General features: G+C 57.0%; 27 protein-coding genes and 1 pseudogene. 22 read left to right on the top strand and 6 right to left on the bottom strand.

Annotated elements, in window-relative coordinates:
* Positions 1 to 96 precede the first annotated feature (96 nt).
* From FIU89_RS21205 to FIU89_RS21190, 4 genes are all read left to right on the top strand, one after another.
* Positions 97 to 288, top strand: coding sequence for a hypothetical protein (locus FIU89_RS21205; protein ID WP_144435627.1), 192 nt, complete (start codon positions 97 to 99; stop codon positions 286 to 288).
* Positions 289 to 467: 179 nt separating this feature from the next.
* Positions 468 to 896 (top strand): helix-turn-helix domain-containing protein, encoded by a 429-nt coding sequence (locus tag FIU89_RS21200; RefSeq protein WP_057796592.1) that lies wholly within the window; start codon positions 468 to 470, stop codon positions 894 to 896.
* Between the two features lie 616 nt (positions 897 to 1,512).
* On the top strand, positions 1,513 to 2,283 hold the full coding sequence (locus FIU89_RS21195) for a transglutaminase family protein (protein WP_057796593.1): 771 nt from the start codon (positions 1,513 to 1,515) through the stop codon (positions 2,281 to 2,283).
* Positions 2,273 to 3,205, top strand: a complete 933-nt coding sequence (locus FIU89_RS21190; protein ID WP_057796594.1) for a cation diffusion facilitator family transporter — start codon at positions 2,273 to 2,275, stop codon at positions 3,203 to 3,205. The genes FIU89_RS21195 and FIU89_RS21190 overlap by 11 nt, the downstream gene beginning before the upstream one ends.
* Before the next feature lie 544 nt (positions 3,206 to 3,749).
* Here FIU89_RS21190 and FIU89_RS21180 read toward each other — a convergent pair.
* Positions 3,750 to 4,513: pseudogene (locus FIU89_RS21180) on the bottom strand (transposase); the annotation flags it as partial.
* A 163-nt stretch (positions 4,514 to 4,676) separates the two neighbouring features.
* On the opposite strand from FIU89_RS21180, the gene FIU89_RS21175 reads away from it, so the two are divergent.
* Both FIU89_RS21175 and FIU89_RS21170 read left to right on the top strand, forming a co-directional pair.
* Positions 4,677 to 5,249 (top strand): L,D-transpeptidase, encoded by a 573-nt coding sequence (locus tag FIU89_RS21175; protein ID WP_082631147.1) that lies wholly within the window; start codon positions 4,677 to 4,679, stop codon positions 5,247 to 5,249.
* Positions 5,250 to 5,356: 107 nt separating this feature from the next.
* Positions 5,357 to 6,112 carry a hypothetical protein gene (locus tag FIU89_RS21170; protein WP_172978210.1) on the top strand — a complete coding sequence of 252 codons (756 nt, stop codon included), beginning with the start codon at positions 5,357 to 5,359 and terminating at the stop codon, positions 6,110 to 6,112.
* A gap of 42 nt (positions 6,113 to 6,154) precedes the next feature.
* On the opposite strand, the gene FIU89_RS21165 is transcribed toward FIU89_RS21170, so the two are convergent.
* From FIU89_RS21165 to FIU89_RS21155, 3 genes are all read right to left on the bottom strand, one after another.
* Positions 6,155 to 7,030 carry a DMT family transporter gene (locus FIU89_RS21165; protein WP_152494680.1) on the bottom strand — a complete coding sequence of 292 codons (876 nt, stop codon included), beginning with the start codon at positions 7,028 to 7,030 and terminating at the stop codon, positions 6,155 to 6,157.
* 20 nt (positions 7,031 to 7,050) lie between these two features.
* Positions 7,051 to 8,664 (bottom strand): hypothetical protein, encoded by a 1,614-nt coding sequence (locus tag FIU89_RS21160; RefSeq protein ID WP_152494669.1) that lies wholly within the window; start codon positions 8,662 to 8,664, stop codon positions 7,051 to 7,053.
* 405 nt (positions 8,665 to 9,069) lie between these two features.
* Complete coding sequence (locus tag FIU89_RS21155; protein ID WP_254701908.1) at positions 9,070 to 9,351, bottom strand: hypothetical protein; 282 nt, start codon at positions 9,349 to 9,351, stop codon at positions 9,070 to 9,072.
* 184 nt (positions 9,352 to 9,535) lie between these two features.
* On the opposite strand from FIU89_RS21155, the gene FIU89_RS21150 reads away from it, so the two are divergent.
* From FIU89_RS21150 to FIU89_RS21080, 16 genes are all read left to right on the top strand, one after another.
* Complete coding sequence (locus FIU89_RS21150; RefSeq protein WP_152477296.1) at positions 9,536 to 9,886, top strand: hypothetical protein; 351 nt, start codon at positions 9,536 to 9,538, stop codon at positions 9,884 to 9,886.
* Between the two features lie 46 nt (positions 9,887 to 9,932).
* Positions 9,933 to 10,547: a lytic transglycosylase domain-containing protein gene (locus FIU89_RS21145; RefSeq protein WP_152494668.1), complete on the top strand. Its 615-nt coding sequence runs from the start codon at positions 9,933 to 9,935 to the stop codon at positions 10,545 to 10,547.
* Complete coding sequence (locus FIU89_RS21140; RefSeq protein ID WP_057796599.1) at positions 10,544 to 10,837, top strand: TrbC/VirB2 family protein; 294 nt, start codon at positions 10,544 to 10,546, stop codon at positions 10,835 to 10,837. The genes FIU89_RS21145 and FIU89_RS21140 overlap by 4 nt, the downstream gene beginning before the upstream one ends.
* Positions 10,830 to 11,108, top strand: a complete 279-nt coding sequence (locus tag FIU89_RS21135) for a type IV secretion system protein VirB3 (RefSeq protein WP_057796642.1) — start codon at positions 10,830 to 10,832, stop codon at positions 11,106 to 11,108. The genes FIU89_RS21140 and FIU89_RS21135 overlap by 8 nt, the downstream gene beginning before the upstream one ends.
* Positions 11,098 to 13,473, top strand: a complete 2,376-nt coding sequence (locus FIU89_RS21130) for a type IV secretion system DNA-binding domain-containing protein (RefSeq protein ID WP_152494667.1) — start codon at positions 11,098 to 11,100, stop codon at positions 13,471 to 13,473. The genes FIU89_RS21135 and FIU89_RS21130 overlap by 11 nt, the downstream gene beginning before the upstream one ends.
* Positions 13,470 to 13,637, top strand: a complete 168-nt coding sequence (locus FIU89_RS22395) for a hypothetical protein (protein ID WP_172978209.1) — start codon at positions 13,470 to 13,472, stop codon at positions 13,635 to 13,637. The genes FIU89_RS21130 and FIU89_RS22395 overlap by 4 nt, the downstream gene beginning before the upstream one ends.
* Positions 13,638 to 13,692: 55 nt before the next feature.
* Entirely contained in the window at positions 13,693 to 14,781 is a 1,089-nt protein-coding gene (locus FIU89_RS21125) for a lytic transglycosylase domain-containing protein (protein WP_152494678.1), read from the top strand.
* Positions 14,781 to 15,590: a type IV secretion system protein gene (locus tag FIU89_RS21120; protein ID WP_152494666.1), complete on the top strand. Its 810-nt coding sequence runs from the start codon at positions 14,781 to 14,783 to the stop codon at positions 15,588 to 15,590. Before FIU89_RS21125 ends, FIU89_RS21120 begins: the two co-directional genes overlap by 1 nt.
* A gap of 114 nt (positions 15,591 to 15,704) precedes the next feature.
* The gene (locus FIU89_RS21115; RefSeq protein WP_152494665.1) at positions 15,705 to 16,358 is read left to right on the top strand and encodes a virB8 family protein; all 654 of its coding nucleotides are present in this window, start codon (positions 15,705 to 15,707) and stop codon (positions 16,356 to 16,358) included.
* A gap of 32 nt (positions 16,359 to 16,390) precedes the next feature.
* On the top strand, positions 16,391 to 17,056 hold the full coding sequence (locus tag FIU89_RS21110) for a TrbG/VirB9 family P-type conjugative transfer protein (protein ID WP_152494677.1): 666 nt from the start codon (positions 16,391 to 16,393) through the stop codon (positions 17,054 to 17,056).
* On the top strand, positions 17,053 to 18,432 hold the full coding sequence (locus tag FIU89_RS21105; RefSeq protein WP_152494664.1) for a TrbI/VirB10 family protein: 1,380 nt from the start codon (positions 17,053 to 17,055) through the stop codon (positions 18,430 to 18,432). The genes FIU89_RS21110 and FIU89_RS21105 overlap by 4 nt, the downstream gene beginning before the upstream one ends.
* A 4-nt stretch (positions 18,433 to 18,436) precedes the next feature.
* Positions 18,437 to 19,423: an ATPase, T2SS/T4P/T4SS family gene (locus FIU89_RS21100; RefSeq protein ID WP_152494663.1), complete on the top strand. Its 987-nt coding sequence runs from the start codon at positions 18,437 to 18,439 to the stop codon at positions 19,421 to 19,423.
* On the top strand, positions 19,420 to 19,608 hold the full coding sequence (locus FIU89_RS21095; RefSeq protein WP_152494662.1) for a hypothetical protein: 189 nt from the start codon (positions 19,420 to 19,422) through the stop codon (positions 19,606 to 19,608). Before FIU89_RS21100 ends, FIU89_RS21095 begins: the two co-directional genes overlap by 4 nt.
* Complete coding sequence (locus tag FIU89_RS21090) at positions 19,605 to 20,009, top strand: hypothetical protein (protein ID WP_152494661.1); 405 nt, start codon at positions 19,605 to 19,607, stop codon at positions 20,007 to 20,009. Before FIU89_RS21095 ends, FIU89_RS21090 begins: the two co-directional genes overlap by 4 nt.
* Before the next feature lie 6 nt (positions 20,010 to 20,015).
* Positions 20,016 to 21,095, top strand: coding sequence for a type IV secretion system protein (locus FIU89_RS21085; RefSeq protein WP_152494660.1), 1,080 nt, complete (start codon positions 20,016 to 20,018; stop codon positions 21,093 to 21,095).
* 203 nt (positions 21,096 to 21,298) lie between these two features.
* Positions 21,299 to 21,709, top strand: coding sequence for a hypothetical protein (locus FIU89_RS21080; RefSeq protein WP_152494659.1), 411 nt, complete (start codon positions 21,299 to 21,301; stop codon positions 21,707 to 21,709).
* A gap of 110 nt (positions 21,710 to 21,819) precedes the next feature.
* On the opposite strand, the gene FIU89_RS21075 is transcribed toward FIU89_RS21080, so the two are convergent.
* Entirely contained in the window at positions 21,820 to 22,362 is a 543-nt protein-coding gene (locus FIU89_RS21075) for an AAA family ATPase (protein ID WP_152494658.1), read from the bottom strand.
* Positions 22,359 to 22,877 (bottom strand): hypothetical protein, encoded by a 519-nt coding sequence (locus FIU89_RS21070; protein WP_152494657.1) that lies wholly within the window; start codon positions 22,875 to 22,877, stop codon positions 22,359 to 22,361. Before FIU89_RS21070 ends, FIU89_RS21075 begins: the two co-directional genes overlap by 4 nt.
* Positions 22,878 to 24,049 lie beyond the last annotated feature (1,172 nt).

Genomic DNA, 24,049 nt, shown 5'->3' with positions numbered 1-24,049 from the left:
CTTTATCTAAGCGTTCTGTCTGGGCAAGATGACGCACTGTGCAATGTCCTGACGCCTTGCGATGCCTTCAACCTGTCAAGCAGGGAGCATAGCCAATTGTCCAACCGACTGGTCAACAGCGATGCCTGTTCGGGCTTCGTGCAAAACAGCAGTTCTTTCGAATACAGATTTGGCCCGCGTCCCATGATGCCGCAGTTATTGGCTAGTGCCTTGCAAAAATTGATCCTGTTCCGGATCCTCACCACGCGCCAAGACCCCAAAATAAACTCTGAAGACTTGAAAATCTAGCGCTACTCCTTGAGTTCCGATTCTTGATATCTAACATGCGTACATCCTCTAGCCGCTGTAGGTGCAAGCATCATTGGCACTTCTCGATTGGTCACTCACCGGTCTGCGAGACCCAGTTGGAGCTTGCGATACGCGCCGCGTAAATCTACACTGACTGTAGGTAACATGGGGAACCTGCAATGCTGACAATAGGGACGCTCGCGAAGAAGACTGGAACGAAAGTGCAGACCATCAGATACTACGAGCAGATCGGCCTTATGCCTGAACCCGGCAGGTCCCAAGGCGGCCAACGGCGCTATGGCCTCGACGAACTCGACCGTCTATCTTTCGTCCGGCACGCACGGCAACTAGGATTTTCTCTGGACGCGATCCGTGAACTCCTCGATCTCAGCGATCATCCGGAAAAGTCCTGCGCGGAAGCCGATGCAATCGCCCGCCGGCAGCTAAAGCAAGTCGAGCAAAGATTAGCCCGTCTAGAGGCTCTTCGTACTGAATTAAAAAGAATGGTGCGCGAATGCAGCGGCGGGCAAATGTCGGATTGTCGCGTGCTGGAGGTGCTTCGAGACCATTCCGAGTGCTTAACCGATCACCAAGAAATTGGCGCTTGATATTCCCGCCGCAAAAGCCCATCCGCTAACGATTTTGGCCTGAATTTTAGGTTGTTTTACGACGTGCGCTTGAGTGCTACTTGGGGGTTCGACACTTGAAAATTTTACTGAGCGCGTGCAACACGCTAGTTGGATGGCAGCTAGCAAAGATGGTGTTCGGCGAGGAGCTATTTGACGCTCGATCTGCTGGTGCAGGAACCGCTGACACCCACGGCATCTGGAAGAACTGCTCCGCGACCTGTTGACCGTTATTTAGCATGCGGCTGACGCGAAAAAGGCCTGCAGGGGGGTATACTGTCCAGCCCTTGTGTGGGGCCGAGAAGTGGAAGACTTTGCAGCTGCACAGGCCAGCATCAATAGTTGAAAAAGTCGAACGGTCCTGAACCTCCCCCTCTAAATTGGTCCACCGTTATGTTTAGGAAACGGAGGACAGAGAATGGCAAACAAGTGACACAAGCCCGACGAAATAGTTCAGCTGTTGCGGCAGGTTGACGTTCTTGTCGGAAAAGGGATGCCGCGTGCGGATGCGATCCACGAGGTGCGCATAGGTTTGGGGTTGAAGCTATAGCCACTGTAGCAACTATTATTCCCGACATGTTAGTCTTGGAGAGATTCTATGACGAAGGTCGAGCCTTATCTAAAAAAAACGCGATTGCTGAATTATGACGCAACTTCAATTCGGCAGTTGACCAACGGCCGCCACTGGAAAGCTCTTGCAGAACATGATCGCATTGGCGCTGCCTACAACTTCGTCAGGGACGAAATTGCCTTTGGTTATAACCGTTCTGACGACATTCAAGCCTCCGAGGTGCTGGAGGATGGCTACGGTCAGTGCAACACCAAGGGTACACTCCTCATGGCTTTGCTTCGCAGTGTCGGCATACGTTGCAGGCTTCATGGGTTTACCATTCACAAGGCACTTCAGAGGGGCATCGTGCCAGAACTTGTCTACCCGCTCGCACCTTCTGAAATTTTACATTCTTGGGTCGAGGTCGAAACAGTTGAGGGTTGGGTAAATCTTGAGGGTTTCATTCTAGACACTTCTTTTTTGCAAACGCTTCAACGGAAATTCGGCGATGAGGAGGCGCTATGCGGTTTCGGTGTTGCGACGGAATGCCTGAGTGCACCGCCTATCGGTTGGAACGGTACCGACACTTACATCCAGGACAATGGTATTGTCCGTGATCTAGGCACGTTCGATGAGCCAGACGAGTTTTTCTCAGAGTATCGTCAAGACTTCGGTTTTTTGCGCAACTGGCTCTTTCGCCGCTTCATACGGCACTGGATGAACGCGCGAGTACGTGCGATTCGGAGCGGAAAACTACCAAGAGACTCCCAGTCCAGTCGACGAAATCACAGTCACGAGGAGGCAGACCGTGCCGCATGATCACGGCCACGCGCAAACTGACCCAGCAACAGGCGACCGACGCGTATTTATTGCCATCTGGGCTAATGGCCTTCTGACATTCGCGCAGATTATCGGCGGGATACTATCCGGAAGCCTCGCGTTGATTGCGGATGCGCTGCACAATTTCTCAGACATGGCATCGTTGGTTATTGCCTTCGCCGCGCGAAAGATTGCTCGTCGGCCCGCAGACGATCGCATGACATTCGGCTACGGAAGAGTCGAGATCGTCGCGGCTTTAATCAACTATACAACCCTTATCTTGATTGGATTGTATCTCATCTATGAAGGTGGCATACGTTTGATTGATCCCACAGAAGTCCAAGGCTGGACAGTGGTAGTTCTGGGTGGTGTGGCACTGGTGGTCGACACTTTGACAGCGCTGCTCACCTATTCGATGCAAAAGGGCAGCGTGAACATTCGTGCGCTCTTTTTGCACAACCTGTCCGACGCCTTGGCTTCTGTAGCGGTAGTCATTGGCGGCTCTTTAATCATTATTTACGACATGCGATGGGTCGATCCGGCGATCACCATCGGCATCGCTTTTTATATCCTCTATCTGGCTATTATCGAGATAGGCGAACCTATCCGGACATTGATGCTCGGTAGCCCACCCAGCATCGACAACAACGCTGTCCTCGAGGCTTTGCGGAGTGCGGAAGGTGTCGAGGACGTGCACCATGTTCATTTATGGCAGATGCAAGAGCACGAAGTGGCACTCGATTGTCACATCGTTTTGACGGCAGATGGATGGAGCAAGACAGAAAATGTCAAGGCCACACTCAAAAGCCTTCTGAGAGGTGATTTTGGCATTCGTCATTCTAGCCTGGAGTTCGAGCATGTGGATCGCGCACATAAAAACGCCGCCCTTTATGGCCACGGCAACGTCGCAGAAGCAGAGTAGATTAAGAGTCACCGAAACGCACGTAACTGGGACGGATTTCTTAGTTTCCGCCGAAGTTGGCACGCGGGTCAAAAACGAATTGTGCCGGTTCTTGTGACCTCAGACCCGACTCTCCCGCGTCTCTGTGAGACCCTTGATCCGCCTCTCGACGGCATCCAAATCCGTTCGCCGGGCACGTGTCAAAGCAGATGGCCCCTTCAGACTTCCGGATCGACACACTTCAAACTACGTACATCCCGGTAACAACCTCGCGTAAACAGCGAGGCTGCAAAGCTTTCGGCCAATGACATCCTGAAGCTTTTTCGATCCAGTGTCAGGTCCGTCACGATCTTCTTCAGGCGGGTGTTTTCGTGCTCAAGTGCCTTCAACCGGCGCATCTCTGTAACCGCCGGACGTAATTTGCCCAAAACCGCCGTTTGAATTTTCCCCGGACGTAAGGGTCAGGGCCAATTCCGAACCTCATATATTCGGAATTGGCGCTGACCCGGGACACAGGCCTGATGCTCCGAACAGAAAGCGCCGGGGGCAGGCAGGTGAAGGGACTGAGGGAGATCGTGGTGGCGTCGCCGTGCAGGCGCTCGGGCGCCAGAGAATGGGTCCGGATCAGGGCGTGGATCGGCTCGAGCGCGGCAGCACAGGCCCCGACCTTATCATCCAGGGTCGATAGACTGAGATCTACACCCTGCCAGGCGTAGCGCTCGGCCTAGCGGATGAGCGGTTGGTGCGGTCGGAACTTCTCGAACAGAACCATCGCCGGCAGGTTCGGCTCAGCCCATACCCATGGCGTCGGATGGAATGGGGCGGGTAGCTGATTGATCTTCTCGCGGACGGTCCGGGCCACCTTCCATTGCCGGGGGATGACCTCAAGCGTCTCGGTGATGCCTTCGCCCAATTTCACGATGCGGTCCGACCCGCAGAAGGAGCAGGTGGTAGGCGCTTCGATGACCATGCGCTCGCGCGGTAGATGGTTCAGTGAATGCTTGCGCGTCGGGCGTCGGCGTTCGAGGCCGTCGACGGTCGAGGTCTTCGCCACATTCAGGGCTTCAATCTCGTCTTCGGTGGTGGCCGCCTCGAGCTCTTCGAGCTGCAGCTCCAACTGGTCGATCAGCCGGGCTCGGCGTTCCGAGCTGTGGCCAAATTGCTCTCTCCTGAGTTTGGCGAGTCCAGCTTCAGATGCTTGATCATCGCTTTCGAGGTCGAGACCACGGCCCAGATCTACGCCAGCTCGCTCCCGGCAGCCTCGGCGCGGGGCTCCGAAGCGGCAAGCGCGGCGTACAGCCTGGCGATCTCGGTGGCGGCATCTGGCATGGCTAAAGCGTACCGTGCGAGCAAGTATACTCCCAAAAATATGGGTTTGGAGGCGGCCTATCCGGCTTTTTTCGTGCTCAAACTCACGTTTTCTTGAGTTGAACCTAAAGCAACTAGAGCATGCAAAACTGTCTTATGGAAGCGGCAAAGGAACGCTTAAGAAATGGTACGATTCCTCAATAGAAGAATGGCTTTGCGTTCGATCATGGGAGCTGGATTATCAATTTCGGCCGGCCCCGGCTTGTCTCAGAACAATGCAGAGCCGGATACAGTTAAACGGAATATCTCTTCATTTTCGATAGACGAGTGGCAAGATCACTTCGACAATCTTCAGAACGGAGCGATATTGTGCGATACGGTTTCCAGAGCGCTGCAGTTCTGGTCTGAAGACGAAAGCATTTACAAACTTTATCCAACGAGCGTACCCATGAGCGAAGAGCTCACACGCCGCGGGTATACTCGCGTAGTCTACAAGGATCCTGCGCCCGATTGGCGACCAACACCTTCAATGCTTGAGCGCGACCCAACCTTACCAAAATATGTGGCGCCAGGGCCAGAGAATCCGCTAGGTATCAGGGCGCTGCGTCTTAGTTGGCAATATTATAGAATCCATGGCACCCAAGACACACGAAAAATTGGCAGGAGGTCCTCCAGCGGATGCATTGGTCTTTATAACGAACATATCGTGGAATTGTTTGATTTAGCCAAAGTCGGCACGCAGGTAAAAATAATCTAACTTGCATCTCTGAAATTAACATAAGATACATTATGCGACTTTATACTTTGCGTTGCATAAGTATATTTTCGTATATATGCTGATTGGGACTTGTCGAGGTTCCCAGCATGCACAAACCTTTCCGGAAGATCCTGCCCCCTTTCGCAATCGCCTTAGCATTGACCAGTCTTTGGCTGCCCACCAAAACGCGCGCGCAAACGTATCCAATTGACTGCGCGATCCTCCTTTGTCTTTCCGGTGGCTGGCCGGCGTCGGCGCCTTGTTCTCTGGCACGCGCCGAATTTATCCGACGGATTACACCTTGGCCGGTCGAGCCGCCGCTGCAAATCTGGCGCTGTCCAATGGGTGCATCCCATGAGACCGACCGTCAGTCCAGCGGAGCGGAGCGCGTCATCGACGTCTTGTTCCCTGAGGGCGACTTTCGGCAAAGCCAGTCTTTGCCGGAGCTAGAGCGCAGCTTCGACACAAAATCATCAGACGCTATTCGGCACTCATGCAAAGCACAGACGGACCTTTTGCAGAAGGTTCTGATCCTGCGTCTCACAGCCGATCGCGCGGACATCGATATCAGCGGACCTGAGTTTAATTTTGTGCGCTCCATTCGAGTGTTCGACGTGCGATACGCATCCCAGAGAAAAGTCGGAGAAAACGAGCAATGCAGGCGCGATGCTCTGGTCTATTTGGGTACCTACGGTACGCAGGGTGAGTTTGCTTGGGCAATTTCTAAACCAACTGCCCTACCCGATGCACATGTTGGACTTGAAGGTTGGGGTTCGAATTGCCCAAGCCTTTATAATCGGTCGGTATTTGTCGATTGGCAAGACTATGATGGCAACTACGGCTTCGAGCAGATTAACTACTAGTTGGACGCTCAGACTGGGGCCCGGTGCAAGTACACCAGTCGATCAAATCCGCGCCCGAGTTCCTTTCCTGGCCTCTCTCTCGAACGCGTACAGCCCCGCCGAAACGATGAGCCCGATACCTAATAGCGTAGGCGCATCAACGCGCTCACCAAAGACAATGGCGCCAACCAAGATTGCGAACAGGATGCGGCTGTATCGGAAGGGTGCAACCACTGACGCTTCTCCTAAGCGCATACCATGAACGATGCAGTAGTAACCGATGGCGCCAAACACTACGCCCCCAAGTGTTAAGACTAGATGATATCGGGAAACTGGGACCAAAGCCTCCCCCGTCCCATAGTGCCAAAGTATTCCTGTAGGAATAAGTACAAGGAAGCCTTGAAACGATATCAGGATTGAAGAAAGGCGTTTCTGCACTTTCCGAGTAACCAAATCCCTGCCCGCTACAAACAGCATAGATACAACGGCCCAAAGTGAATTCGGATCGAACTCCGCGAGGCCAGGACGCGTTATGAGCATTACTCCAGCCAATCCGATTAGCACTGCGAACCATCTTCGCCAGCCGACCTGCTCCTGGAGAAACAGAAATGCCCCGAGTACGATCACAAGTGGGACAGCTTGATAAACGGCTGCCACAAGGGTCAGGTCAACCTTTGAAAGGGCCAAGTAAAATGTTGAAGCCGCTCCAGCCTCGCAGAGCGTTCGCGCAAGAGGTACTTTTTCCCAGGCGCCCGGTTCATCAATCCGAATTCCTCTGAACCACATAATGCCGGCAAATAGTGACGCTGTTCCAAGCCCAAACATGCAGAGCAATTGACCAACGGGTATATTGCTCGACAACAACTTAATGAACATGTCCTCAAGCGTGAACGCAGCCATAGACAGGATAACGAACGCAATGCCCTGCCTATTGCTCATGAAATCCACCGAATGAACACCTAATTCTCCACACTAGGTTGAAACTCAGGGTGTTTATCGGGCCAGCAGATGGCCACGATGGCGATGAGTAGTGATGCGCATAAAAAGAGCGTGAAACCTACAAACCGGCCGAGCAAGGCAAAGTTGAAACACAAAACTCCCAAGACGCAAAGCTGTGCGAGCGACGTGTTATGATGTGCTCGCCTACGCTCGCCACTCTCGTTGCCGACCAAGCGTTCTGCTCCAAGGTTTCGCATGTGCGATGCACGCACAGCTGACCGAACTTTCGTTGTGCAAATACCGTACAAAGCCACATGAAAAAGCAGCAGTATCGAACTGGTTAGCGAGGATACCGAAGACTGATCTAGTAGTGCCCAGTCTGCAGAATGCCAATCCAGTGCTCCAGTAAAGTCGTTGATCAGCCAGCCCACGCTGGTTGAGCCGTCAGACTTCAAATAGATCGCGTTGAGTTGGATGGCTGTGGCGGCCAAAATGCCAATGACAGTGCAGCGGAAGATGCCCCTCTGGAGTTTCTCACCAATGAATTCCGAAGAACCGTAGCTAAGTGCCGGATCAGATGCCGTGGTTCTCTTGTGGAAATCGTGGCAGACAGCAAACAATAAAAGAAGTCCTGTAAAATAGAACCAATAGATCAGACCAGAGTATGAGAATGCAAAAAAGGAGGCGACCAGCGCTTCCCAAAACGAAACGACGTCAGGGCGAACCTGGGCGACGAGCACCCAATCGATAAGGCCTGGCATGTCGCTTTGTGTAAGGCCGCGCAGGTAAACGCCGCTCCACTGAACCAAAAACACCAAGCCGAACGACACGAAGGCCACGATCCAAAAAGGCAATCGCAAGCTGATGATTAGTTCGTTCCAGTTGGAAATCTGTTCTTCATCATGTTTGTTGGCTCGGCACTCCCGTTTCCAGAAAGCCACAAGGTTCGCAATGAGCAAGAACGATGAGGGATATAGCAAAAGACATTCCACCGGCCAACTGAGAGACCAGAAAAAACCGACTTGTTTGATTAGGTCAGGTCGCGCGGCGTAGGTTACATCATGGTTGTCGAAGACAAACGACATTAAGCACAAAAGGAAGAAACCGGCCCAGACGACAATCGCGACGCCAAAGCCTTCTGTGTTTGTAAACATTCTTTCTGAAAATTCTGCGAAGCTTCCTCGTCGGCCCTGCGACTGATCGATCTCCCCTAACGTGGAATTGATGCCGTTAGGATCCTCGCTTGTCACCGAGATGTCGTGGCTACTGCGGCGCGCTCTGCGCTTCGAAGCCAGTCGCTTGTTGGCCGTTCTGAGCTCTGTTCTCCATGCTGCAACCGCGTCCGGATCGCCCTTGCCAAAAACGCGGGCCAGACAAGCAATGTTCTCGGAGCTGATCCCCCTATCATTGTCTTGAAACCAATTCTGCACCGTCCGCACATCCACTCCGCGACCTTCTGGATCTGCCTCCAAGATCGCATCCGCCAACATACTTGGTGTCCATTCAAGACTTGTTTCACCTGGTTTCGCTGGAGAAAGACCTGCGCGGGCAGATATTGCCGCCTGAAAAAGCTCCTTGAAATCAAGGGCACTGCCGACCGGCCTCGTCACGAAATTCTCGTCGATGTGAACCATCTCCGGACCTTCGTTTAGGTTTTCGCGAAACAGCTTTCAGTAAAACAGGCTACTGGGGGAAAATTTTAGCTCTCTATTTCAGTAGCTTATCGAGCTCGGATTCGCCTTGATCGTTTATTTCGCGCTTAGGGAGAAACCTATCGCTAGACTCCCTCTTAGCGGGATTTTGAGGGTCCAGCAAGGCATGCAGATCTTGAATAGCCGGGAGAAAATGATGCGCTCGTTTGACAATACGTCACTTGAAGCTGAAGCTGTCTGCCGATTGGTCTGCAGGCTGACAGGACGCACGGTCGGAATCGAATACTTGTGGGATACGGGCGACACGTCAACTTTGTGGTTTTACAGGGCCGGCACGGACATTGAGCGACACCCACTTACCACCAAGAGATCGAACAACGATTGAGCTCAATCTTCGCCTAGATCTCTCAAGAACTTTCCGTACTCCTGACTTACTTCCCGTGCCTCCTCAAATGCACGAGCTCGCTCCAATTCGAGGCAGCGAAAATACCCCTGAATGTCTGCGATATAGGTTTCGAAGTCCCGTTGAATTATGTCGGCGTAGTCGCGCGCTGCTTGCGAATCATTTGGAAGATAAGGGCGAACCGGAGCACTGCAGGTGGCCGCAGTACCTGCTCCAGGACAAAAAGCTACGAAGATAAGCGCTTTCGTCGAAAGTTTGACGTTCAACAGTCGGGTTCTCAAAGCTCTAGTTTCCTTGATACACGTATGGCGGCAGGCCTAGTGTCTGTGTAGGCGAGATACAGCCGTATCTACTGCAATATATCTTGCAGTCAATAATATACTATCGTAACTCTAGGCTTCAAGTAGGAATGCCGGGGGTTGCGCCTTTGTAGAGAGCGTGAGCCGGGCCATGGACTGGGACATAGAAGCACCAAATGTGGTTACGGAGGCACGTTTCCGCGAACTCGTGGAAAGTGGTTACAGCGCTGAACTCCTCTGCCAGGAGTCGGCACACAAGAAGGGCCCCAGCTACTATGGGGTCTGGATCATGCGCGTTGTGTCTGACGAGGGCGTTGAGAAGCTCTTGGTTACAGCTCGCACCCGGACGACCTATAACGACATCAAGATCCGCGAGTTCAAGACGATCACCGGTGTGGTCTCCTTCCTTATCGGCATCGGCTTCTCCCACGCCGATGTGCCACTCGAAAAAGGTCAGCGGACCACGCAAAAACTGGCTGCGACCGACAAGGGCGGCAGCTAGCAGCCTTCTCCTTTTCTGGTATCTCGCGGGTCCCGCCTCTGCCCAGATGGTGCTGGTCATGGAGAGCGATGGGTCTCTGTCCCCGTCGCGTTCCCAAGACAGCTTTGCCCGCAATTACAATGACGGCATCGGTCAGGGGTCAGCATCCGACGATCTGGCAATCTTTGGCGAACGGGACGCTGAGCCAGATGACGTTCAGCTAGCAGCCTTCTCGCGGCCTGCTCTCCTGCCCCGCGCCGATGTTCTCACGGCCATTGAGGTCACCGCCCTTCGCTACGCAGGGCATCCCGGGCTGCGCCGCGCGGAGCTCTCGATCCGAGCTTGGCTGACCCTCTACCGCGCCAATATCGAGGTCGAGAGCGCCTACCGGCAGAATGTGATCTCACATGCGGGTGCCATCGGCCTTGGTCAATTGATGCCCGCAACGGCGCGCGTTCTGAACGTTGACCCGCATGACCCGCTTCAGAATCTCGACGGGTCTGCCCGCTACCTCGCGATGATGCTGGAAACGTTCGGCGATCCTCGGCTCGCGCTCGCAGCCTACAACGCGGGCCCAGACGCGGTTCGCCAGCACGGCGGCATTCCCCCCTACCGAGAAACCCAGAACCACGTGGCCCGTGTCATGGCCGTCGTGGTCCGATTGGAAGGATCAAATTCATGAGACATACATCTAACGGGTTTATTGCCTCGCTTGCGCTCTTCCTGCTCATTGCAGAACCGGCCCTCGCGCAGAGCATCGATCTCTCCCCGATCCAGAGCCTCTTACAAGGTATCGTCGATGCGCTGACCGGGCCGCTCGGCGTTGTTATCGCCACGCTCGCCGTTCTAGGCGTCTTCCTAAGCTGGTTCTTCAACATCATCGATCTGCGCCAGGCGCTCTGGGTGCTTGTCGGGATCGCCGGTGTTGCCGCCGCTCCCACCATCGTTGCCGCGGTCTTTGGCGGTGGCTGAACGGTCACCCCTTTTTCTCGGCCTCGTGCGGCCGCCGAAGCTTCTGGGCCTGCCCATCATGTATGCGATGGTCTGGCTCTTCGGCTCGGTGCTCCTGTTCGTCTGGGTCCAGCATATCGCGATACTGGGCGTGGCCGCTCTGCTCTACCCGGTGCTCTGGAAGGCCGCCGATTGGGATCCGCGTTTTATCGACGTGATGATGACGGCACTGCAGGAGACGCCGCCGACGCGGAACCGCTCCATCCATGGCGGGGACAGCTATGCGCCATAGTGAAGTTCTCGACGAAGCCCTCGATACCCGGACCATGACGCCGGACTGGTATGCCCGCGAAACCCGCCTCGCGCATATGCTTCCTTACGTCAGTCTGGTCGATGACCGAACGGTGCGGACGCGGGTCAACGAGCTCTTCCAGTGCATCCGGCTCGATGGGGTCAACAGCTATACGACGGATGATGCCTATCTCGACAAGGTGACCGCGCTCTTTGCCCGGATCATCGCGCAGCTGGGGCCGGAGTTCAGCTACTATGTCCACAAGGTCTCCAAGGCGATCACGCCGGACCTCGAGCCAGTGCGCGAGGACAGTTTTGCTGGAGAAGTTGACCGCCTCTGGCACGCGAAACTCGAAACCAGCGGCCTGCGCGACAAGACCCTGACCCTCACGGTGATCCATCGCCCGCCTCCGAAAAGCGTCCTGCCATTCCTGAACCGCAGCGCGCCGGATCGCCTCAAGGAAGCAACCGAGAAGCGCCTGCGCCGTCTGGGCGAGGCCGTGAGTGTCTTCCTGGCAGGCCTGACGGAGCTGAATCCGCGCGTGCTAACCGCCAAAAGCGGCGAACTCATCGGCTTTCTGGGAGCCCTCAACACCGGCCAGGAACTGCCGCTTTATCCGGCGAACACCTTCGGCTTCCTGTCCTTCAACGTCGCCAATACCCGCGTGACGTTTCAAGGAGATCATTTCGAGCTTTCCGAAGGCGTCGTGGGGCATCGTTACGGCAAGAGTTTCACCATCGGGGAATATTCCGAGACCACCTCCTGCACCATGTTTGACATGCTGAACCTGCCGGTAGACATGATCGTCACCCATTCCTTCACACCGATCAATTCGAACCTCATGGCGGGTCGCATCAAGCGGCAAAAAAGGCAGATGCTGGCCAGCCAGGACGCCGCCCTCTCGCTGATGGAAGCGCTTGATATCGCCGCCGATGATCTGGAGGCCAAGCGGCAGAGCTTCGGCGAGCACCACATGGTCGTGACAATCTTCTGCGATACGCTCGACAAGCTACAAACCCTCAGCGCCGAGATCGTCAACGCGGCCGCCGCCGAGGGCGTGAAGATGATCGGGGAGCGCGTCGCCGCCAAGGCGCATTACCTGAGCCAGCATCCCGGCAACCAGACCAAGCGCGTGCGTGCCAGTGCCATCACCAACCGCAACTTCGCGGATTTCGCGGCGTTTCACCGGACGCAGCTCGGCAAACCAGCGGAGAAGACCCCCTGGGGCAAGGTCATCACCTATCTGCCCACTCCTGAGCAGAGCGCCTATCGATTTTCCTATCACGAGCAAGGCAGCCCCGAGAAAGAGCCGACCAGCGGGCATACACTGATCATGGGGCGACCCGGTTCGGGCAAATCGGTGCTTTCGGCATTCCTCATGACACAGGCCCGTCGAGCAGGGGCGCGGATCTTCGTCTTCGATTATCGTCTTGGTATGGAGATGGCGGTCCGCGCCAATGGCGGGCGCTATGCGTCTTTGAAAGCCGGCCAACCCACCGGTCTCAATCCGCTCTGGACCGAGACCGATGCGCGTGGCACGGCATGGCTCTCGGACTGGCTCGCCACCTTGCTCCATCGCGCCGACAAGCCGCTCACGCCTGCGCAGACCAACCGCATCCAGGAAGTCGTGCGCCAGAACGCGCAGGCCACGAACCCGGCCCTTAGGAACTGGCGGGATTTCGCATCGCTGTTCGTCTCCACCGACGATGGCGGCGATCTGTACCAGCGATTGCTCGAATGGACCGAAGAGGGCCGCTACGGCTGGATCTTCGGACAGACGCTGGAGGACACGTTTTCGCTGGAAGGCGATGTGGTGGGCTTCGATCTCACCGGCATTCTCGACAGCGAGGCCGAGAAGGAGCGCATGGCCGTCCTCTCCTATCTCTTCCGCCGGGTGGAGCGCGAGATCGAGGACCGTCGCCCCACTATCATCGTGATCGACGAGGCCTGGAAGGCCCTCGATAACGCGTATTTCGCCGAACGGCTGTCGAACTGGCTGGTCACCGCGCGCAAGCAGAACACCGTCGCGGTGATGATGACCCAATACGCCAGTCAGCTCGAGCGCACGCGCACCGGCAAGACCATCGTCGAGGCCGTGCCGACGCAAATCTTGCTCCCAAACATCAGGGCGCACGCCGCCGATTACGCGATGCTGAACCTCTATGAGAAGGAACTCGACGTGCTTCTCAACACCGGCAGCGACAGCCGCCTCGCGCTCATCCGCGATGATCAGGGCTCCATTGTCGTCGATGCCGATCTGAGCGCCCTCGGGCCCAATCTCACCATCCTCGGCGGCATGGAAAAAGGCGAGGCGCTCGTCGGCGCCGATTACCGCGACCGTCCTGACTTCTGGAGGCTTTCATGACACGCATTTTGTTGCTGCTCGCTGCGCTTGGCGCTCTCGCCTCCTGCGCCCAATACCAAGAACCGCAGGCCAATTGCTTCACCTTCCTGGCCTCGACGGCCCCCGTCGCGCCTGATTGCACCTTCACGCCGCTTGGCGCGCCGGAGGGCGACTTTGACGTCTAGCCTGCCTCATATCCTGGCGCTTTGCCTGCTGCCCGGTCTTGCCCTTGCCCAAGGCGTGCCGACCAATGACAGCGGGCTGACCGCGCGCGATATCATTGAGACCGGCGATCGCGGGGCCGACCTCGCCATCCAGTCCGACAAGCTGTCCGTGCGCGAACTCATCGCCGAGATCGAACGCGAGCAGCTGGATACCCTGCAGCGCATCCTCGATGCCCAGACCAGCTTTGGTGGTCAGGGCCTGCCGGCTATGGTCTCGGGGCTGGAGAACGGCAGCGGTGATCCCGCACGTTCTGTCGAAGCCGTCTATGGAAATGCCGAGATCGATCCCAATCCCGGCGGCGCGCAGATGTTCGGGGATGCCGCCGAGAATATCGAGCAGCTCATCATCCGCGTGGCCCAGGAGACCGGCGGATTTGCAGGCGTGGGGCGCGCGGGTCTATCGCCGGTCCAATGGCGCGCCCTGCTGCAGGCGTTGATCTGGCAGGAAAGCCGCTTCACCATCGGTGCCCGCTCGCCGGTCGGCGCCTTCGGCCTCACCCAGATCATGCCCGGCACCGCGAGCGATCTCGGCATCAACCCGGAATACTATGACAGCCCCTACCTGCAGGTGCATGGCGGCGCGCGGTACCTCGCAACGCAACTGAACACCTTCGACGGAAACATCATCAACGCGCTCGCGGCCTACAACGCCGGACCCGGCCGGGTGTTCGAATATGGTGGGGTGCCGCCTTTCACTGAGACCCAGCACTACGTCCAGGTCATCCCCGAACGCTACAATCTCTATCTGAGCCGCATCGGTGGGATCGAAGCGCTTGGCACGATCGACCCCGCACTTCTCGCCAATGCGAACCTCTCGATCACCGGGCATGGGGCCGCCTTTTATGGCAGCAACTCGCCCGCCGCGATCCGCCAAGCCGCCCTACGCATCCAAGAAATCGTCGAGCGGATTTCCGAAACCGAAGACGTTCAGGAAAGCATCGCGCTCAATACCTATGCCCGCGCCGAACTCGTACGTCTCGTTGCCGCCCGCATCAGACTTCAGGCAGCACGGACCCGAGTCCTTTCCGCCGAAGAGCTGGCGCAGGCCAGCGCCCACATGGCCGAAGGCGCCTTCATGGAATTCACGATCAGGGAGATTGACTGATGGGACGGATTTTTCTGAGAACGGCCTTGGCCACGACGCTTGGGATTGGCCTGCATCTCGGCACACCGTCCCCTGCCCTCGCGCAAGGCGTGCCCGTCGTCGACACCCAGAACATCGCGCAAAACATCCAGCAGCTGCGGCAGATGATCGAGGACGAGATCCTGCAAAACGAGCAGCTGACTCAGCTCCGTGAACACCTTGCAACGCTCACGGACCAACTTGGCGAATTGCAACGAACCTACGAGGCCCTGACGCGCCTCGCCGAACTGCCGGAAATCATCCGCACCGAGATGGAAGACGAGCTGAACGGTCTGCTCGACCAAGAGTTCGGCGACATCCTTGCGACGATTGAGGCCATCAAGACGGGGGATTTCTCGGGCCTGTCCGGCTCCGGCGCGGGAGAAATCGAAACCCAGATGGACCGGGTACTGGCCGATCTCGGCTTTGACGACGACACCCTCTCGGAAATGGCGACCAGCGGCAATCCCGGTGCCAATCGCGTGGCGACGCAAGCCACGACCGGCGCGCTCGTCGCGGCCGCCGCCCAGAACAGCTACGAAGACGCAGGCCAATCATTGGAACGGGTCGACCGGCTGGTCGCGCTGATCGATGACATGGACGAACTCAAGGAAAGCGTCGATCTCAACACGCGCGTGACGGCGGAACTTGCCATCGCACTGGTCGCCATGTGGCAGCTCGAAGCCGTGCAAACCGTGGGCGACGGCACCGGCGGCGTGATCGATGCGGCCACCATCGCCGAGGAGCAGCGCTTCATGGATTTTACCCTACCCGACCTGCGGGCTGATTAGGGCGTTTCGAAATTGACCCAGAATATCAAATATCGGTTTTCGCGTTCGAACGAAGCGAGAGGCAGCGAAGAACCGATTCAATCTATTTCGAAACGCCGAGCCGAGGTGTGACACGTGGCGAGTGAACAGGAAATCATCGAAGAAGAGCTGGTCTATGGCGCGCTACGCCGTGAACGGCTCTGGCAGCGCCTTGGGCTCATCGGCCTCATCTTCGGCATCCTCGGATGCCTGAGCGCGGCGGCCGTCGCGATCCTCGATGTCGATCCTCCCCCGGTCGTTGTGCCCTATGATCCTGAGACGGGCTTTGCCCTGCCCGAAGCCTCGGTGGAAGCGACGTCTGTCACCGCCAACCAGGCGATCATCGAGGCGGAGGTGTTCCGCTACGTGACCGACCGTGAGGTCTACAACCAGCTCGACAACGATCTGCGCATCCGAAGCGTTTTGCGCCGCTCAGATGGCGCTGCCGAGAGCGGGTTACGCCAGATCTGGAACAGCGCCAATGAGAACTACCCACCGACGGTCTATGGCCCCAATGCCCGGCTCGATGTGGAAATCCTTAGTATCAATCGCATCGGTTTGAGCCGCGCCACGGTCCGCCTGCGCAAACGCCTCACATCCATCAATGGCGTCCAGACCGGTCTTTTCACAGCCACCCTTCTTTTCGAGTTCCGCCCCGAGACTCGCCGCTCCATCGATGAGGTCTGGACCAATCCCTTCGGCTTCACCGTGCTCGAATATTCTATCCGCTCCGACAAATTGGAGAATTGACCGTGTTTCGCTTCAGCCTGTTCGCTTTCTGGATGGCCCTCCTGCCGGACCTCGCCTTCGCCGAAGCCATCCCGCGCGGCGGGCCCAATGACAACCGGGTGCGCTTGGCCACCTACCAGGAAGCCCAGGTTTACCGTCTGAGCGTTTCACTCACCCATGTCACCACGGTCGAGTTCGGCGAAGGCGAGAGCATCCGCTCGATCATCGCAGGCGACACGGAGGGCTTCGAGATTGACGGCGTCCCCGGCGGCCAGGCCTTCGCGATCAAGCCCATCGCGCGCGGTGTCCATACCAACGTGACCGTCTACACGAACAGGCGTAGCTATTATTTCAACGTCCAGGAAACCCGCAGCCCGACCTTCTACGTGGTGCAGTTCCGCTATCCAGACGACCACACGCGCAAGGGCCGCGCCGTCGCGGCACAAGCGCCGAACTACAACTACGGTGCCAGCGCGCGCACCGAGTTCACGCCGACCCGCGTCTGGGATGACGGGACCTTCACGTATTTTGAGTTCCCGCGGAACGCGCCGGTGCCCGCGATCTTCCGCTACGCAAAGGGCCGCGAGCGCACGGTGAACACGCAGGCCACCGAGGACGGCGTGATCCGGGTGTCCGGCGTGAACAGGCAATGGGTTCTGCGGGTCGGGGAAGAGGTGGTCTGTATCGAGGCCACACCGCTAGCGGGGGCAGGCTCATGAGCGACGCTGGAAACACGGATCTCGAAAAGCGCCTCGCCGCCCTTGAACGAGGCAAAGGAACAGGTCGACTCGCTGCCCCGCGGCGCTCTCCGCTGCTCGCACTGCTCGTCGTCCTCGTGATCGGAGCGGGCGGGGCATTGCTCTATCTGATGTCCCAACCAGAGGAAGAGGAAGCCCTGCCCACGGCCACGCCGGACGTGTTCCAAAACGAGGGCGACGGGTTCGGGACGATTGAAACCCTCCCTCCGCCTGATCCTGAGGTGGTGCTGGTCGCACCGGATCCGGTGGAACCCAACGCCGAGCTTCTGGCGCAGCTTGCCGCCCTTCAGGCCCAGATCGAGGAATTGCGCAACGCGCCAGAACCAGTGGTCGAAGAAGACACGACTGCCGCCGAAGCCATCGATGCGCTGACCGCCCAGATTGCCGCCCTGCAGTCCGCCTCGGAAGCCGCGCAACAGCAGTTTCGCGACGAGCTCACAGCGCGCGATCGCGAGCTGGAGCAACTCCGCATGGATCTCGAGCTGGCCCAGCTCGAAGCCAACCGCCCCCTTCCGGCACCCGTCGGTCCCACCGAGGACGAGTTGCGGGCGCGGGAAGAAGAACGCATGCTCCTCGAGGAGGAAGCAAGACGGCTTGCGGACCTCGAGCGCCGCGCAGCCGAGGAACGCGCATTTCAGCAAAGCCGCATCACCTCGCCCACCATCGCCTTTGGCGGTACTTCGGGCGCTAATGAGACGGCTCTGTCCGAACGCACTTTCGGAGAGGTGACGGATTTCGTGCTGAACGGCGCGCTGCCCACGTCGGTCACGCAGGCCGAGGTTATCGCCAATCCGTCGAACACCATTGTCCAGGGCACGATGATCCAGGCCGTCATGGAAACCGCTCTCGACAGCTCTCTGCCCGGCCAGACCCGCGCCGTGGTCTCCGAAGACGTCTTCAGCTTCGACGGTTCCCGGCTCCTGATCCCACGCGGCTCCCGTCTTATCGGGCGCTATCGATCCGGCGTTGATATCGCACAACGTCGGGTCACGATCGCCTGGGATCGGATCGTCCTGCCCGACAACCAGACCGTCCAGATCAGTTCCTTCGGAGGAGACGAACTTGGCCGCTCCGGTGTGACCGGCTTTGTCGATACCAGATTTGACGAGCGTTTTGGCTCTGCCGCGCTGATCTCTCTGATATCCGCCGCGCCGAACGCCGCCGCCTCCAATGTCGAAGGCGAGACTGCCGCCGACGTTCTCGAAGACTTGGGCGATGATCTCGCCGATGCCACCGACAGCGTCATTGGCGACTACCTTTCGATCGGACCCGTCATCTATGTCGACCAGGGGGCCCGCGTGACGGTGATGGTCGACCGCGATCTGGAGTTATTCTGAGCCCATGTCGCTGAGCTATCTCCAGACCTCGCTCGACCGGATCGACGCCGCCGCACGTGATGATGTCATCGAGATCTGCATCAATCCCGACGGCAGCTGCTGGGGAGAGTTCCAGGGGGATCATTTCATGCGGCAGTTGGACCAGGCGTTGACCGCGACAGAAGTGAAGGATCTCGGCAACCAGATCGCCTCCTCCGCCAATACCACGATGAGCAAGGACAGGCCCATCGTCTCGGTCTCGATCACCTACAAGGGCCGGCCGATCCGGGCACAGGTCATCACCCCGCCTGCCGTGCTGTCGGCGATGTCGATCAGCCTTCGGTTCTTCTCGAGCCTGCCACTCGACGGGATCGCGCTTGATTTCCTCTATGGAAAGGAACGAAAGCTTGAAGAACTCCGCCTAGAGAAAACCCGGGAACTGCGCGGGGTCGTCGCGTCTGGCGTCATCGACGATGCACTCGCGTTCTGCGTCGACAACAAGCTCAACATGATCGTCTCTGGTGGCACCTCCACCGGCAAGACCGTTGCCGCGCGGAAGATCCTCTCTCATGTGCCTACTGAGGAACGCATCGTCACCATCGAGGAAGCCGCCGAACTTCTGCCGACCCAGCCCAATGCCGTGACCCTCATCGCCAATCGCGATGTGGAATTCCAGACAGCCGATGTTCTGCTAACTGCCACGCTACGCATGCGCCCCGACCGGATCATTCTGGGCGAGGTGCGCGGAAAGGAAGCCATGACCTTCCTCGAGGCGATCAACACCGGTCATGGCGGATCCATGACCACGCTGCACGCCGAAACCCCGCAACTCGCCGTGCAGAGGCTCGCGATCGCGGCACTCAAGACCGAGATCCCAATGACCTATGCCGACATGATCCAATATATCGAGAATTCCATCGACGTGATCATCCAGGCCGGTCGCCATGACGGCAGGCGCGGCATCACAGAATTCTACCTCCCCGGCGCAACCGAGACTGGAGCTTCCCAATGAAGACCTTTGAATATGACATCCTGTTCTTCCAGGTGAAGAAGCAAAAGGACTACGACGCGATGCGAAGCGCCTTGAATGAGCGCGGCGCAGAGGGGTGGGAAGTCATTACAGCTGAAGCAGGTGATTACGGCTACACCACGTTCGTGAAGCGAGAATCTTTGGCGACGAAGGCGGCTTCAGAATGATGCGGGTCGTTGCGACGGCAGGCCTGCTCGTCGTTCTCTGCGCAACCGCTGGCGTCTCTGAACGGAACCTGATCCCAACGCTCGAAAACCAACCGGATGTCTGCCCTAATCAACCTCCAGAGCCAGAGTGGATGCAAAACATAGATGTGCGCGAGTCCCATAAACGGCTCCTGATCCAACAGATTTATCGGGCACAGAGCATGCAACGCATCGTTGAAGCCCAGAGCTGCGAATGTCCCACGCGGTATCCGTCTTGGGAGGCCGCTGAAGGCGTCTTCGGCGAGCAATTCGCCGCATCTGAATACTGGGACATCGTGGAAGCGACGTCAGAATTTCGACGCCAGGCAAATGAGCTTCGGCGTGAAGCCATGCCAATCTGCAAAGCCGCCGGAAACTGGTAGGATTCCATGAGCGTCGTCACCTACTTCGTGGAAACGGCTGAAGGCTATCTCAATACCGCTGCCGAGACGCAATTCGGCGCAGTCGCCGCAACAGTCGGAACGATGCTCGTCCTCGGCACCACACTCGTCGTCATTCTGGTTTTCATCAACACGATCTACCAGTATCGCGCCATGGACGGTCGCACCGCCTTTTGGCTCGCCGTGAAGATCGGGCTGATAGGCGCATTTGCAACCAACTGGGTACAGTTCAACATCCTTGCTGCGGCGATCCTGAACGGGATCGACAGCACTGCCGGGTCGCTTGTGGCCTCGGTCGGCGGCGGATCACCCGGACCGTCTGGCACCTTCGCAGAGGAGTTCGATGACCTGATCGCGGCGCTCGGGGACTATTTGAATGCCGCGGGGTCTGAACTGAACTGGATGGCCGGTGCCCTGTTGGACACCCTTGGGGTTTTGCTGCTCTCAATCCTCGGTGGCTTGGCTGCGTTCATCGTCGTTGCGTCCAGGCTCATGATCGCTCTGCTGATCGGGATTGCACCGATCATGATCTTCCTGACCCTCTTTGAAGTGACCAAGGATTATTTCGCACGCTGGCTTTCGGCGCTGATTTCCTTCGCGATGTACCCTATCGTCGTGGCTGGCGTGTTCGCGACGATCACGGGGGTCTCGCGTGCGCTTCTTGCTGAGTTGGGCGACCCGGAAGGCGCCTCCAACATCGGCGCGCTCATCCCCTTCTTCATGATGGTGCTGATGGCAAAGGGATTTATCATAGCAACGCCATTCCTGGTGCGGGCGATTTCTGGAAACATCATGATGCCAGCGCTCTCAGCCGGCTTCGGCGGCAGCTATGCCTTTGCCCGAGGGCTCGCAGGAAGCCAGCAAGTCTACAACCGATACGCCATCGGAGGTGCGACTGGCGCGGAGTACGCAGCTCTGCGTGCGCGCCAATTCTTTGGTGTGCAAGCGTTGCCAAGCCGACCCAATACTGCGGGTGGGCCAACCGCAGCTCCTTCCGGTGACGCAACCGGCACAGGAGCCCGAATGCTGGCGCAGCTTTCAAGGTTGGGTCGCCTCGGCAGGCGGTGACGGCCCATTCCTGCCGTTCACCAACGGGTCAAGATGCTGCATTCGCAGTCCGCATTGCTGCCATTCGGCGTAAAAGCGAAATCATGTCGGCAGCGAACTGATGGTACGTTTCGGTCTGATCAAGAAAGTCAACTACCTCGCCAATACGTTGCTTCGCTGAGCGCACGCACGTTAGAATATGCTAAGGTTGGGAGTCTGGCAGCATGAACCAGCAAGAACGCAAGCTCATTAGCTTGGTATTGAACGAGATGGCGTTCGAAGGGGCAATCAAGCACTTTCACGAGACCTCACCCGACCTTCCACGAGATCTCTTTGACGAGTTAAAGTCGATCGGGGTTCCTGGCCGCTACGACGGCAACATCGAAGACTACCGCTACGTGGACATCGAGTTCGACCAAGAGAAGTCGGTATTCGAGAATTGCTACAGACAGCTTAGAACGATCAGGAACAATATCGTCCACGCCAACCAAGCCTTTCGGCCAGATCCACCTGAGCGCCTGAATGAACTACTAGAATGGGCTCAAGGGTTCATTGATAGTGTTTATCACACCAATTCCCCGTTGGCGGAACGTGCGAAAGAAATCAAAGCGATACTGAGGATCGAGAACTTCTGACAGCAGCAATCTGCTACAACTATCACGCTCTACGAGGCTTACGGAAGGGAGGTTTCCTCCAGGTCAACCTCGCAACAGCGGATGTCCGTGTTCCGTGCTTTTCTTGTCCGTCAGGTTCTCGATTCAACCAACGGAACAACTTGCGTTGTCAGTTCCGACAACGTTTCAGAAGCGGCAAGCACTAAGTCGGCGGCTTCGCGCAACGTTATCGCCACGTCGGCCTCGACTGTGTGTCGCAAAGCGCGCTCCACGACCTTTGGGTCGTCTCCGCGTGCTACCGCACGCACGAAGGCAATTTGATCGGCAGCCTCCAAATGAATGTGGATAAGATCTGTTCCGAAGAACTTGCGCATCTCGTTCAGGATCGAAGTATGTCTCAAGCCTTCAACAACAAAGGAGTTTGCTTTGTCAACATCGTGATAATTGAGTGTCGCCAATAGGAACGCACTTGGGTCGTTATCGACCTGTCTTTCGCCCTCGTCTTGAAGTGATTTTCTGTCACTCTCGTCTCCGCCAGACTGTCGAACCAAATGCCTGACGTAGCCGCCAAAGCTTATTCGGGGAAAACCAAACTCGTCACTGATTGCTTTTGCCAGTGAACTTTTGCCACTGCCTATCTGCCCGGAAAAAGCGAGGACTACCTTGCCAGTCAAAAAGCAAACTCCAACTGGTCGTCATCCAGCGCGACCCATCCTCGTCTGTCAGTTTTCGCAAATTCGATCGGTGCAAACTCTGTGGTTTGCTCAACGTGAATAACGGAAGCAAACCTAGCGTACTGCTTTGATCGCCAGAAATCATCTCCAGCCAAGATCCTAGTGCCATAGTCGGCCCTAATTGCATCCAACGAGTGATGCGCAGTAGCAAAATACTCAGCATCGGAGACTCTTGTTACTGCAGTGATCGGCCCAGAGTTTTCTTTCACAAGAACGAGGTCACCCGAGGATACATGGCCGTAGGGAGCGCACCTCACCGAGGACAAGCGCGTATCTACTGTTTTCTGTCCAGCTTTGAGGAACGACAAAAATGGTTCTGAAAAGATCGCCACGTGCAACTTACTGTCCAAACGGCTGCAAAGGATCTCTGCGAGGAGCGGACCCCAAAAGTTGTGCGAACGCAACCTCGCGCTGAGTTCGTGAAGCAATTCTTCGCGCCGCGCCACTGTTCCCACCAAAGTGCTCCTTCTCTTCCTGCAGCTCTTTAGCGGAGAGCTTCTGAAGGTGGAACTTCAACGTAGCGTATCGTTGGAAATTTCTGTGGTAATAGGGTCGACATGGATCGCGATGGTAAAATTCTGGAAGCGCCAACAAGTCTCCTTCGAGTGCAGCAACTAACTCATTTGGCCTGTTGCACCGAAAGATGCGGTTGCCAGACGTCCAAACGTTTGCCCGCGTCCTCCGTCCGTCGCGCCTGCTCACTGTAGGCAATACGTCACCTGCAACGATGCTATTTAGTGTGACATCGCCTCCATGCTCATCTGGTTGAGACACGTCGATAAATAGACGCATCCGACCGACGGAGAGTTCGTGCCACGGGCGAGGCCTTGTTCGAGCCTTCAAAGGCAGGCTGCTCCCAACACCGGCTTTTCGGAACTCGAGCAAGTCGGCCGTCCTCCAATCTCCGGGTACCGCTAAGCCAGCGGCCTTAAGAGCATTGGCTTCAAAGAAAGGGGTCTGATACCTCGCGAATGCTGGAACTTGATTTGCCAGAACCAGACCGCACTGTTCAGCAATGGAAATCAGATTGGCGCGATGATCGATCGCCGATCTTCTCGAACCGAATGGGGCAGCGACCACGAACACGGTACCGTTGTGCTGGCAAGCAGAAGCCGCCAGCGGAATCATCTCGTGAAGACAATCATCATACCAAGGAGGATCTAGAACTACACTCGCATAGGACGCCGAAGAAGCCCGGCTCGAACCGAAATGTGTTGAGAGCGAGCTAGCCCTTCTTCGTGCATGTTCGCTTACAGCCGTTGAAATCTCGTTGGCTTCTCCCAAGAAGTCGGCGTGTTGACCCAAACCTAGCTTGATTGCGGCCAAGGCGACTGTCGGGACGCCAAGGCAAAGCGTCCTTCCAAAACGTCGTGCACTGGGAATCACAGCTCGAGAAGCGAGTGCTTCAGAAGTCTCCTGGTTGAATCTCCATTCGAAATCCAACGGATGCGGCGGTGGAAGTTCGGCATAAGTTGAAGTGGGGCTTGATGCGACACGTGCTTGGAGAGCTAGCTTTCGGCCCATCTCGACTGAAATGCGCCCACTTTTGACTAGACGACGAATTCCCGCCATTGCGGCAGTGGGGTACACTCCGGGGAGTTCTGCAAGCAGACTTGAGAAGCTAGTG

The sequence above is a fragment of the Roseovarius sp. THAF27 genome, from assembly GCF_009363655.1.
Classification (GTDB): domain Bacteria; phylum Pseudomonadota; class Alphaproteobacteria; order Rhodobacterales; family Rhodobacteraceae; genus Roseovarius.
This window is presented reverse-complemented; position numbering and strand designations above follow the sequence as displayed.